The following is a 12,314-nucleotide window of genomic DNA, read 5'->3' as shown; positions in this document are numbered from 1 at the left end:
TATTGGCGGTTTATCACCTTAAGAGAGAATATATGGGGATTTCCCTGAAAAATTTGCATGTTTCCTGTTAAAATATAAAAATATTAATATTTACGGGAGGTGGGGTTATGGACAATTCTGTCATTGGTAAAAAAATCAAAGAGTTGAGAAAAGTCGTGGGTTTGACTCAGGGTGAACTGGCAGACGGAATTTGTACTCAAGCCATGATCAGTCGAATAGAAAAAGGGGATATCTATCCGAGTGCTACTTCTCTTTATCAAATTTCCAAGAAGCTTGGGGTTGATGTGAACTACTTTTTCGAGATTGGTACGACTCCCCGCCTGGATTATGTGAAAGAAGTTGAGCGTCAACTAAAGAAGTTAAGAGTGAAATTGAAATATGATGAAATCATCGAAATCGTTCGAACAGAAGAGAAGAATCCATTATTTTTAAAAGATGAAACAAATCTTCAGCTTCTCTACTGGCATAGGGGAATATATGTGAATGAGGTCGAGCAAAACAAAGAGGAAGCATTGATCATTTTAGAGAAGGCACTCTCCCTGACATATAATAAGAAAAAGGCCATGTCTGAGCGTGAAATGAATATTTTTATCAGTATGGGGATACTGGAATTCAGTCGTCATAATTATGATCGGGCAATAGAAATTTATCGAAGTGTAAATGATGCTATAACATATAACGACCAACTTCACGACAAGTCCATTAAAACGAGGCTCTTATATAATATCGCCAGGGTATTGACAAGGCTCGGAAACTATCATGAGTCTATCCAGTATTGTGAAGAAGGTATTAGGTGGATTATTCAAGAAGAAACTTTATATGGATTCGCGCAATTAAATTATCATATTGGGTATAACCTGGAGCTGCAAGAGAGATATCAGGAAGCTCTGCCTTATCTGGAGAAAGCTGCTATGCTTTTTGATATCCAAAACAACCCTAAATTATCCAATTTTATTAAAGGGAACATAGAAAAACTCAAAAAAAATATAGATAAAAATGCATTTTTAACTTAGTAACTTTCTTATTAAATATAACCTCTAGGGAGGCAGGCTCGTGGATTACTCCATCATTGGTAAAAAGATTAAGGAGCTACGTCAGGTTGTTGGTATAACTCAAGGAGAATTAGGAGAAGGGATATGCACACAGGCACTTATCAGTCGAATAGAAAAGGGAGACATCTATCCCAATGCCACTTCACTTTATCAAATTTCCAAAAAGCTTGGAGTGGATGTGAATTATTTCTTTGAGATAGGAACAACCCCCCGTCTGGACTACATAAAGGAAGTTGAGCGCCAATTGCGTCACTTAAGAAAAAAACACAGATATAAAGAAATGATCGAAATGGTGAGAGCAGAAGAAAACAATCCACTTTTTAAGGAAAGGGAAAACCTTCAACTCCTTTATTGGCACAAAGGAATCTATATATTTGAGATTGAAAATAATCGTGATGAAGCCTTTCGACTGTTAAATGAAGCCTTCTCACTTACAGCAGACAGTAAAAAAGCGCTTTCGGAAAGGGAAATGGAGATTCTATTAACCATCGGGGGTTTTTACGTAGGCACAGAAGACTATGCCACAGCTCTCAAATATTATGATCAAGTTAGAAAGGCAATCCATACTACTGGACAACTAAGCGATAAATCAATTAAAACCCGATTGCTTTATAATAAAGCAAGGGCGTTAACCAGATTAGGAAAATACAGTGAATCGATTGATCACTGCACGGAAGCAATAAAGTGGTGCATTGAAGAGGAGCACTTATATGGTTTAGCACAATTACATTATCACATAGGCTATAATTGCGAGCTGAAAGAGAACTACGAACAAGCATTCTCTTATATAGAAAAATCTATAATGATGTTTGAGATGCTTGGGAATGATGAACATAAGACCTTTCTAACTGATAAGAAAGAGCAATTATACCTCAAGATTCTGTCATAATATTTCTGTTTCATACATTCAACATGTCCTTCATAAGCATGATTATAGATGAGGAGTGTTGGATGAATGAGAAGGAAAAGCCCGATTCCTCTTTTTATCGGAGCGATTGTTGCTATTTTGCTTGCTGTTGCTCTGTTTATGTTCATTGGAAAAAACCAGGAACCTGATACACCTGAAGAAGTGATCGAGGAATTTTACAATTTTGAAAAAGACGGCGATTTCGGTAACGCATGGGAGTTGTTCCATTCGGAAATGCAAAATAAGTTCCCCAAATCCTCATATATCCAAACGAAAAACCATGTATTCATGGGGCATATGGGGGTCGATGAGTTTGAGGTGGAGGTTGGCAATATTGAAAAGGAGAAGGAGTTTACGTTTAACGAAGAAGGGCTTAAATTTAAAAATGTTCGAAAAGCGGAAGTGAACTTGTATTTTGATAGTCAGTTTGGTGAATTAATGATCACACAAACCTGTTATGTAGCCATAGAAGAAGGAGAATGGAGGGTACTATGGAACTATAATTTCTAAGGTGATGATTATAATGAAATTTTTTCACTGAATTTGGTTTTATCTTGAATTTTTCGGGTAAAAAGAAACTAATATTTTCACAAAGGAGGGCATTAGCTGTGTCGCTACTCTATTTTAAGGCTCGTGAAGCCTATGCAAAAGATGCGAAGTTATCTCAATTCCAAGTAACAAGATTGAGAGAATTTCGCAGAAAAAAGCCAGCTCCTGTTGTCAAAAAGAGATAGCTAATGTTCCTTAAGAATGAAATTTATTGTGAAAGCCACTGCCCAGTCTAAATTCATTTAGACTGTTTTTTTTGTTTAAAGTTGGTTACAGTTATTTTTGACGGTGAATGGAATAAAAAAGGTCAGGAATCCAATGATTCCTGACCTTCTTTATTCCAGATCTTCTCCAATAATACGTACTTCCCGTTCAAGCTCCACATCAAATTTTTCTTTCACTGTTTTTTGAACGTGTTCAATGAGTGAAATATAATCCGAGGCTGTCGCATTGTCTTTATTCACGATGAAACCAGCGTGCTTCATGGAGACTTCAGCGCCACCAAAGTTCGTTCCTTGAAGCTCACTGTCCTGAATAAGCTTACCTGCGAAATATCCAGGTGGTCGTTTAAAGACACTTCCGCAAGATGGGTATTCTAGTGGCTGCTTGGATTCCCGTTTATCTGTCAGATCATCCATAACGGCCTTGATTTCTTCGTAGTCGCCAGGTTTCAAGCTGAAGGTTGCTTCGAGTACGATATCGCCTTTTTCAGAAATATTGCTGTGACGGTAATCAAGCTCTAATTCTGCGGCTGTACGCTTAACCAGATTCCCTTCACGGTCAACGACATGGCAATAATCCAGAACATCTTTAACTTCTCCGCCATATGCCCCGGCGTTCATGAATAGAGCGCCACCAACGGTACCTGGAATCCCACAGGCGAATTCGAGCCCTGATAACTTTTCAGCTAACGCGCGTCTCGACACATCGATGATCGCTGCACCACTTTGAGCGACAATCAGTTGATCGGTCGTTTTGATGTCTTTAAAGTTTTTTAGATGAAGAACGATGCCACGAATTCCACCATCTTTCACGATCAGATTCGATCCGTTACCTAACAATGTAAATGGGACATCCACTTCATTTGACAGCTTCACGATGTTTTGAACTTCTTCATAAGTAGTTGGCGTTAAGAAGAAATCTGCTTTTCCGCCTAACTTCGTATACAAATGCTCTCTTAACAATTCGTCACGTTTGATATTGTCAGAATGCATCACCTTTGATAATTCTTCAAATACTTTTTCCTTATTGTACATTCTATATCAGTCCTATAAAGTAATTTTCGTCTTTTCATTAATAAATCCTACCCCACCATTATATGACGAAAACCCATGAAAGTTAAATGGTTTCAGTTGGCAGGTGTGAATCCCCTTCGAATGAACCTCAGTAATTGGAAAAGAATGCTTTATTATAGGTCAAAAATATGAAAAAAAGAATGTTCCCATCTTAAGCAAAGTGAGTTAGGATAGAACTAACAAAATATGTTATAACGTCTATTTAACTATTAAATTATACAATCTAGGGAGGAGGAAGCAATTTGGCCAAATTATATGTAGCCTTAATCGGTTTAAGTCTGATTTGGGGGATGTCGTTCGTTTTTATTAAGTGGTTGGTGGATCCAGTTGGTGTGTGGGGGACGGTATTCTTACGATGTTTAGCTGGGGCGCTTGTGCTTCTTCCAATCTTTTTCGTACAGAGGAAAAAAGGGGAGAGGAAATCGCTCCCTATGTGGAAGCTGATCGTCGTTGGGATTGGTAATGCGGCGTTACCTTGGACCCTGATCGCGTTAAGTGAAACACAGATTAATAGTAATACGGCATCCATATTAAACGCAACCACACCGATTTGGACGGGGCTGGCAGGGTTTTTATTTTTCTCAGTCATACTGACCAGGTTTCAATGGATTGGAATTGTCGTTGGGTTTATGGGGATTCTTGTCCTGATGAATTTCGAGGTGAGTGGGATCTTCACTTCGGATTTTGTAGGGGTGGGGACGATGGTGCTTGCCACCATGAGTTACGCATTTGCTTCTCAGTACGCAAAAAAATATCTAGCTGGAACGAGTGTGGTTGTCATTTCTACATTCCAGCTGTTGATTGGGGCAGCTGTAGGTTTTGTAGGAATGATATTGACCAATCCGATCTCTATTGGAGACTTGTTAACAGGAGAGGTCATCCTGGGTATCTTAGGGTTAGGCTGTTTAGGATCAGGTGTAGCAACGCTTCTTTATTTCTATATCATGACGAATGGAAGTCCGGAATTTGCTTCGACAGTGACATACTTGATTCCGGGTACTGCGATGATTTGGGGATTCGTTCTTTTGGGGGAGCCTGTCACGCATAACCTGATATTAGGATTACTCATCATTTTTGCAGGAGTATTCCTCTCATCTAGAAAATCAAAAAAAATCGTCTCCTCTTTGCCTGTAGGTATGAGGTAAGACCTTTAAACAAACGTTTGATTAGGACATCGAATCCCTTGTACTGTATGGGCATAGAGTCTTAAACAAACGTTTGTTTCGTTTAGTGGAGCCGAAAGTCCCGAGAAACTAATGCAAACCAACTTGTTTTCATATAAAATGAAAAGGATACATAAGGTAGACTAGATAAGCTCGCAGCAGGGCTATAAAAATAAACAATAAGGATGGTAATTCTATGAAAACGGCAATTGTAACGGATAGTACCGCCTACATCCCGAAAGAATTGCGTGATCAACTGAACATACATATGATTCCTCTCAGCGTCATTTTCGGAGGAGAAACCTATCAAGAAGAAGTTGATATTACGGCAAGTGAATTTTACGAAGAGGTCAGCACCCAGGAAAAGCTTCCAACGACTTCACAGCCTCCAGTCGGAAAGTTCGTCGAGCTATTCGAGAAACTTTCAAAGGATTACGACGCCGTCATTTCCATTCACTTATCAAGTGGAATCAGCGGAACGTACCAAGGCGCAGTTCAAGCTGGGGAAATGGTCGAGGGCATTAAAGTGTATCCCTATGACTCGGAAATCAGCTGCATGATCCAGGGCTTCTATGCCATTGAAGGGGCCAAGCTTGACCGTGAAGGGAAAAGTGCTGAAGAAATCGTTGCGTTATTGGATGAAATGAAGCATTCTGTACAGGCATACTTCATGGTTGATGACCTGGCTCACTTGCAGCGCGGAGGCAGGCTATCGCAAGCTCAGGCGATCATCGGAAGCCTTTTACAGGTGAAGCCTTTGCTTCATTTTGTTGATAAGGTGATTGTTCCGTTTGAAAAAATTCGTACGAAGAAGAAAGCGTTGAAGCGGGTGGAATCACTCCTTGAAGTAGCCGTGTCTTCAGGCGAAGCATTTCAGGCATCTATTATTCATGCAAATCGCGAAGAAGACGCAATCGAGTGGAAGAATGAGCTTCAAGAGAAGTATCCGAATGTGGAGTTCAATGTAAGTATTTTTGGCCCTGTTATCGGTACCCATTTAGGTGAGGGTTCGATGGGGATGGGTTGGGCTCGGAAGATGAGTCGATAGTTTTGATTGAACCTGGTACAAATTACGTTTTTTGTACCAGGTTCAATTTGGTCATCACGTACCAGGTACAATCCCGAACTCCCCGGTGCCAGGCACAAAACATCATTTTTGTGCCTGGCACCATTTTTATTAGGCAGGATTTTCACCCCTTTATGTAGAATACATCACTATCCCAAATAAGGAGTGATGTTTTTGCGCTTTGCTTTTGCAGATAATGGATTAATACCAGAACCCCTTATAAAAGGGGAAGCCTCCGTTCTACAAAAAATCTCAGAATTCACTTTCCTTCCATCTCAACCTCTCAACCCGTCATTTCGTTTTTCTCCAGAGCTTCAATCCTTTCTTAGCGGACGTTCATTGCTACAGGACGAGCTCCCATTTTCAATCGAAACCCTTCAAGAGCACTATTTAAATGGCTATGTTTCATATGAAAAAGGTGTGGAAAAAAGCAATTGCCTCCGTTGTGGAAATACCAGCCCCCATTTATTCGATTCATTTTACTGCTCCAGATGCCACACCCCCTGCACCTACTGCCGTAACTGCATCATGATGGGAAGAGTTTCGGAGTGCACACCACTCTTAACCTGGAAAGGACCTGCACCAACATCAGAAACGACTCCCGTTTTCAAATGGTCCGGCACTCTATCAGAAGCGCAAAAGACAGCTTCTGAAAAAATGGTTTTGGCCGTTAAAGAGGAGAAGGACTTGCTGGTTTGGGCGGTGTGCGGAGCTGGAAAGACGGAGGTTCTCTTTGAAGGAATCCATGAAGCACTTAGGGAGAATAAACGGGTATGTATTGCCGCACCTCGAACCGATGTAATCCTTGAACTATCTCCACGTATTAAAAAGGTATTCCCTGATACATCGGTGACCACCCTTTATGGAGGCTCGGAAGAACGGAACACCTATGGCCAGCTTGTTCTATCCACCACCCACCAACTGTATCGATTTCAGGACGCTTTTGATGTCATGATTATTGATGAAGTCGACGCCTTTCCATACTCCTACGATTCTTCCCTGCAATGGGCAGTGGAAAAAGCACGAAAACCTCAGTCCTCGATTATTTACCTTACAGCTACCCCGGATAAAAAAACACAGCTGCAGTGTGCCAAGGGGAATAGAAGCTATATCCAAATCCCGGCCCGCTTCCACCGCCATCCCATTCCTCTACCAAAGTTTGTGTGGTGTGGTCTTTGGAAAAAATCCTTGAAGAAAAATCGAATCCCTCATCCTATGAAAAAGTGGACATTATCAAATCTCCAGCAATCCAAACAATCCCTCATTTTCTTCCCGACAGTCGAACTTATGGAAAAAGCCCTGCCGTTATTTCAAGGAATGAATCCTCTAATCGAATCCGTCCATGCCGAAGATCCAGATCGAAAAGAGAAGGTAATGAAAATGAGAAGCAAAGAAATTCCGATTCTATTAACCACCACCATTTTAGAGCGGGGTGTGACGATTCCGAACATCGATGTCGCCGTTCTTGGGGCAGAAGAAAAGATTTTTACAGAAAGTGCCCTCGTACAAATCGCAGGAAGGGTAGGACGCAGTGTAGACCATCCCACAGGAGACATTATCTATTTTCATTACGGCCGAACGGGTGAGATGATCAAAGCCCTTCTTCATATCGATCAGATGAATAAAGAAGCTGGGAAAAGAGGATTGCTTCATGATCAATAACTGTTTGAACTGTGATGATGAACTGGTTGAGATGATGACCTGGAGAGGGGTGTTTTACAGGGAACCTCAATTTCTGTGTTCTGCGTGTGATAAACAGTTAGTGAAAATAGAAGGGAAGCGTTGTTTGGGGTGCTCCCGGTCCTTGGATGATCTGGCTCCGCGATTAATTAAGGGTGACGTGTGCCTGGACTGTCATCGATGGGACGTGGATTCTGAGTGGAAAGGGCTTCTACACCAGAACTTCTCATTATATCGTTATAATGATTTTCTTAAAGAGTATCTGGCAAAGTATAAGTATCGCGGGGACTACGTGTTGGCAAAAGTCTTCTCTCATACTATTAAAACCTATCTCACTAAAATGGAATATGACCTCATCATTCCCATCCCTCTAAGTGATGAACGCCTCTTTGAGAGAGGGTTCAACCAATCTACCGCTCTACTGGAGGAAGCAGAGGTCCATCCCTCCAATATTCTCGCCCGTTCGCATTCTGAAAAACAGTCGAAGAAGACACGAGCTGAGCGTCTTCGGCAAGTGCAGGTATTTCAATTGGTAGAATCTGATCTTAAAGGCAAGTCCATTCTGCTGTTTGATGATATTTACACGACGGGAACGACCTTGAGGCAGGCGGCTAAGCTCTTAAAGGAAGCAGGGGCTGAAGAGGTATCTTCCTTAACTCTTGCCAGGGGTTAAAGCAATCTCCATTTCTACCGATATAACAAATAAGATAAGCTTTATTGGGAGGAACCAATTATGTCAGAAATCATCAACTGTCCACGCTGCAACGCGATTTTTATGAAAAATAAATTCCGTGATGTATGTGACAAATGCTATAAAGAAGAAGAAACGATGTACGAGACTGTCTATCAATTTTTAAAAAAGCGGGATAACCGAGCTGCGACAATGGAGCGTGTCATTGAAGTGACGGGTGTAGATGAGGAGCTTCTATATAAATGGGTGAAAAAAGGCCGCATTCAGACGAGGCAGTTTCCAAATATGGGTTATCCTTGTGATAAATGCGGGAAGATTATAGGGACGGGTAGGATTTGCAGTGATTGTTCTTCTGAACTTGCCAGTGAACTGAAAAAGTTCGAAACGGAGCAGGAATGGAAGAATATATCAAAGGAATCCGGTCAGAGAACGTATTACACCATGAGAGATAAGAACTAGAAGGTCAGCACATAAATCAGGAAAAACTAACCAGGCTCTAAAGCTAAACAAACCACGTTTTTATCCGATATACTAGGTAGAAACAATGGACGTGATGAAAGCGAGGAGAAAATGATGAAGATTAACAATATCGGAAATCAGAACATCAATCCTTATAAGCGCAATCTTAACAAGATGGATCAGGTCGGCAAAACGGAAAAGAACGCATCCGACAAAATTGAAATTTCATCTGCTGCCAAAGAGATGCAGGAGGTTTCCAAACTCGGTAAAGAGCGCCAAGCCAGAGTGGAAGCTTTAAAAGATCAGGTTCAGAGCGGGAACTACACCATCGATCCCAGAGCAATTGCTAAAGGATTGAAGAATTTCTATAACGGACAATAAAAAGGGAGCGAACAAACATGTCAGCAACCAATCTAACGACAACTCTTGAAAAACTATATAAGCTGCATGAAAGTTTGTTCGATCTTTCAATGGATAAAACGAACGTCATCAAAAAAGGTGATATGAGTGAACTCGATCGTGTACTGAAGGATGAACAAAAGCACTTGGCCGCCATCAATACGGTGGAAGCTGAGCGGCAGCGAGAGTCCAGTCACTATCTTCAATCACGGAGAGTACCTTTTAACGGGGCACCCACGATATCTCACTGTATCGAGCACAGTTCACCCCAAGACCAAGAAACGCTCGCCCATTGGCAGCAAAAATTACTCGGAATCATCGGAGAGTTGAAAGTCCTAAATGAGCTGAATCAAAAGCTTGTCTATCAATCTCTGCAATTCGTGAATATGAATCTATCCATGACGCAACCGCAGCCGGATCAATCAACCTATTCACGTCCAAACGGTGAAAAGAAATCACCAACTGGACGATCCATGTTTGATTCGAAAGCATAGCACTTACTAATTGAAACGGAGGCAACACCATGCGATCCACTTTTATGGGCCTGGAAACGGCAAAACGAGGCATGTACACCCAGCAGGGCGCCCTTTATACAACCGGTCACAATATCTCCAACGCAAATACCCCTGGATATACCCGTCAACGAGTCAATTTTGAACAAACGACACCTTATCCTGCCCCCTCTATGAACCGTCCGCAAATCCCAGGTCAAATTGGAACGGGAGTCGACGCCGGTTCGATTCAACGTGTGCGTGATTCATTCCTGGACATGCAGTATAGAGGTGAAAACCAAAAGCTTGGCTACTGGGAAACAAAAATGGAAGCGATGAAGAAGATGGAAGAAGTCATGAATGAACCATCGGATTCAGGCTTATCGAAAACGATGGATATGTTCTGGCAGTCCCTTCAGGATTTAGCGGTGAACCCGTCCAATTCGGGTGCTCGGTCAGTAGTCGTCGAAAGAGGGAGGGCTGTTGCTGAAACATTTAACTACTTATCGTCATCCTTAACAAGTGTCAGAGGCGATTTGAAAAATGAACTGTCTGTCAGTGAAAAGCAAATCAATTCCCTGTCGAGACAAATCGATAACATCAATAAACAAATAGCCGAGGTTGAACCACATGGCTATCTTCCAAATGATCTATATGATGAACGGGACCGATTGATCGATGAACTTTCACAGCATGTTTCCATCCAAACGAGCTACCAGTCCAATGGAGGAGCGTCATCACCAATCGCAGAAGGTGCGGTCACGGTCACATTGGTCGGAAAAGAGGGAAACCTGGCCGTCAACCTTGTCGGTAAAGGTGGAGTCAATGAATTACAGCTTACCTATGACGGTCCTCAAAATACAGTGGATACCGTAACGATCGGAAATCAGACACTCGACGTCAAAGACTTCTTATCACAAGGCGAAGGGAAACTGAGGGCCCTTGTCGATACATACGGCTTCAAAAATAAAGACGGTGAAGCAGAAGGCTCCTACATCAGCATGCTCGATGAACTGGACAGCATGGCTTATGAATTTGCCAAAGCATTCAATGAACAGCATCAAAAAGGTTTCACACCTGAACAAATGAACGATCCAAACTTTGATCCTGACAACGATACTCCGGATACACCGAAGTTCTTCCAGGATGCAAAAAATGCCGCAGCAGATTTGGACGGTGTGCCAAAAGCAGGCTTCGCTCAAAGAATCCGGGTGGCCGATGAAATGAGCAACCTCGATAACATCGCGACAGCGGGTCCAGATAATCCCACACTTGGTGACGCATCCAATGTTCTGGCGCTTGCCGACATCATCACTACGACTAAACTGCCTTATGGTGAAAAAGAAGCCTCATTCCAAGGACACTTTGAGTCCGTGATCGGAAAAATGGCAGTAGAATCACAAGAATCCGTGCGACTCGCAAGCAACTCCAACGTATTAAGAGGAGCAGTGGACGAACGCCGAATGTCCGTCAGCGGTGTGTCCCTTGACGAAGAAATGACCGACATGATCAAATTCCAGCATGCCTACAATGCCTCTGCCAGAATGATCACACTTCAGGACGAAATGCTTGATAAAATCATCAACGGCATGGGAACCGTTGGAAGATAGGTAGGTGAATGAATATGCGCGTAACACAAAGTATGCTGACAGCGAACTCGATGAGAAACCTTAGTTCTTCCTATGGACGAATGGGTCAACTGCAGGATCAATTGGCGACAGGGAAGAAGATTACAAAGCCATCGGATGATCCCGTGGTTGCCATGAAAGGGATGTTTTATCGTTCGAACCTGACCGGGATCGAGCAGTATAAGCGGAATTTATCGGAACTTTATTTGTGGATGGAGAACTCGGAATCTGGAATCGAGCAGGCGAATCAAGGTTTGCAGCGTGTTCGTGAATTGACGCTTCAGGGGAAAAATGGAACGTTAAGCCCGGAAGACCGAAAAGCCGTAGCTGTTGAAATTGAACAGATTAAACAAGACTTGGTCAGTGTTGCTGAAACGAAAGTAGCGGGAAGATATATTTTTCATGGAACGGATGTTGGGAATTCACCGATTAAGGACGGGAATCCTGCAGATGGCAGTGCCCCTAAAGTTGCTGATAATTTAGGAAACGGTGCTATCGATGCTTATCCTGTAGAGGTTTCACAAGGTGTTTCTTTAAAAGCCAATGTTAATCCGAATAATGTCTTTAATCAGAAACTGTTTGATACAGTGCACAATATCCAAAAAGCATTGGAGTCGGGAGATGGCGCGGGCCTTGATACAGAGCTTGAGAATCTCGATAATGTCATGAACACGTTATCAGCAGAACGTTCCGAACTCGGTGCCCGTTATAATCGTCTTGAAATGGTAGACGACCGGCTGGGTTTGCAGGAAGTAACAGCAAGCCGAATTCTTTCTGACAACGAAGACGCTGACATTGAACGCGTCATCACGGATTTGAAAACCCAGGAGAGTGTCCACAGAGCGGCACTCAGCGTCGGAGCCAGAATCATTCAGCCAACATTGATGGATTTTCTACGATAAAAGCAAGGGGACTGACCCTTTAAGGTGTTTTG

At 42.3% G+C, this 12,314-nt stretch carries 13 protein-coding genes; 12 read left to right on the top strand and 1 reads right to left on the bottom strand.

The features are described 5' to 3' along the window. Nucleotides 1-107 precede the first annotated feature (107 nt). The 3 genes from ACYH0O_RS22230 to ACYH0O_RS22220 all read left to right on the top strand — a co-directional run bounded on the left by ACYH0O_RS22230 (nucleotide 108) and on the right by ACYH0O_RS22220 (nucleotide 2,469). The gene (locus tag ACYH0O_RS22230; protein WP_482630375.1) at nucleotides 108-1,013 is read left to right on the top strand and encodes a helix-turn-helix domain-containing protein; all 906 of its coding nucleotides are present in this window, start codon (nucleotides 108-110) and stop codon (nucleotides 1,011-1,013) included. 40 nt (nucleotides 1,014-1,053) lie between these two features. Then, on the top strand, nucleotides 1,054-1,941 hold the full coding sequence (locus ACYH0O_RS22225; protein WP_482630374.1) for a helix-turn-helix domain-containing protein: 888 nt from the start codon (nucleotides 1,054-1,056) through the stop codon (nucleotides 1,939-1,941). 66 nt (nucleotides 1,942-2,007) lie between these two features. Continuing rightward, nucleotides 2,008-2,469 (top strand): hypothetical protein, encoded by a 462-nt coding sequence (locus ACYH0O_RS22220; RefSeq protein ID WP_482630373.1) that lies wholly within the window; start codon nucleotides 2,008-2,010, stop codon nucleotides 2,467-2,469. A gap of 374 nt (nucleotides 2,470-2,843) precedes the next feature. Here ACYH0O_RS22220 and murB read toward each other — a convergent pair whose 3' ends face one another. Beyond that, nucleotides 2,844-3,764 carry a UDP-N-acetylmuramate dehydrogenase gene (murB, locus tag ACYH0O_RS22215; RefSeq protein WP_482630372.1) on the bottom strand — a complete coding sequence of 307 codons (921 nt, stop codon included), beginning with the start codon at nucleotides 3,762-3,764 and terminating at the stop codon, nucleotides 2,844-2,846. Nucleotides 3,765-4,045: 281 nt separating this feature from the next. On the opposite strand from murB, the gene ACYH0O_RS22210 reads away from it, so the two are divergent. The 9 genes from ACYH0O_RS22210 (at nucleotide 4,046) to flgL (ending at nucleotide 12,282) form a co-directional block, all read left to right on the top strand. Beyond that, the gene (locus ACYH0O_RS22210; RefSeq protein WP_149156483.1) at nucleotides 4,046-4,948 is read left to right on the top strand and encodes a DMT family transporter; all 903 of its coding nucleotides are present in this window, start codon (nucleotides 4,046-4,048) and stop codon (nucleotides 4,946-4,948) included. 214 nt (nucleotides 4,949-5,162) lie between these two features. Continuing rightward, on the top strand, nucleotides 5,163-6,014 hold the full coding sequence (locus ACYH0O_RS22205; RefSeq protein ID WP_482630371.1) for a DegV family protein: 852 nt from the start codon (nucleotides 5,163-5,165) through the stop codon (nucleotides 6,012-6,014). Between the two features lie 192 nt (nucleotides 6,015-6,206). Beyond that, nucleotides 6,207-7,694: an ATP-dependent helicase ComFA gene (locus ACYH0O_RS22200; RefSeq protein ID WP_482630370.1), complete on the top strand. Its 1,488-nt coding sequence runs from the start codon at nucleotides 6,207-6,209 to the stop codon at nucleotides 7,692-7,694. Continuing rightward, on the top strand, nucleotides 7,684-8,385 hold the full coding sequence (locus ACYH0O_RS22195; RefSeq protein ID WP_482630369.1) for a phosphoribosyltransferase family protein: 702 nt from the start codon (nucleotides 7,684-7,686) through the stop codon (nucleotides 8,383-8,385). Before ACYH0O_RS22200 ends, ACYH0O_RS22195 begins: the two co-directional genes overlap by 11 nt. A gap of 60 nt (nucleotides 8,386-8,445) precedes the next feature. Beyond that, nucleotides 8,446-8,862 (top strand): TIGR03826 family flagellar region protein, encoded by a 417-nt coding sequence (locus ACYH0O_RS22190; protein WP_482630368.1) that lies wholly within the window; start codon nucleotides 8,446-8,448, stop codon nucleotides 8,860-8,862. Between the two features lie 111 nt (nucleotides 8,863-8,973). Beyond that, nucleotides 8,974-9,243: a flagellar biosynthesis anti-sigma factor FlgM gene (flgM, locus tag ACYH0O_RS22185; RefSeq protein ID WP_482630367.1), complete on the top strand. Its 270-nt coding sequence runs from the start codon at nucleotides 8,974-8,976 to the stop codon at nucleotides 9,241-9,243. Between the two features lie 17 nt (nucleotides 9,244-9,260). Next, on the top strand, nucleotides 9,261-9,755 hold the full coding sequence (locus ACYH0O_RS22180) for a flagellar protein FlgN (protein ID WP_482630366.1): 495 nt from the start codon (nucleotides 9,261-9,263) through the stop codon (nucleotides 9,753-9,755). A 29-nt stretch (nucleotides 9,756-9,784) separates the two neighbouring features. Continuing rightward, nucleotides 9,785-11,362, top strand: coding sequence for a flagellar hook-associated protein FlgK (gene flgK, locus ACYH0O_RS22175; RefSeq protein WP_482630365.1), 1,578 nt, complete (start codon nucleotides 9,785-9,787; stop codon nucleotides 11,360-11,362). Nucleotides 11,363-11,376: 14 nt separating this feature from the next. Beyond that, the gene (flgL, locus tag ACYH0O_RS22170) at nucleotides 11,377-12,282 is read left to right on the top strand and encodes a flagellar hook-associated protein FlgL (RefSeq protein WP_482630364.1); all 906 of its coding nucleotides are present in this window, start codon (nucleotides 11,377-11,379) and stop codon (nucleotides 12,280-12,282) included. The last annotated feature ends 32 nt before the right edge of the window (nucleotides 12,283-12,314 follow it).

Source organism: Rossellomorea sp. H136, from assembly GCF_056838065.1.
Note: the sequence above shows the minus strand (reverse complement) of the source record. Positions and strands in the feature narration are given on the sequence as shown.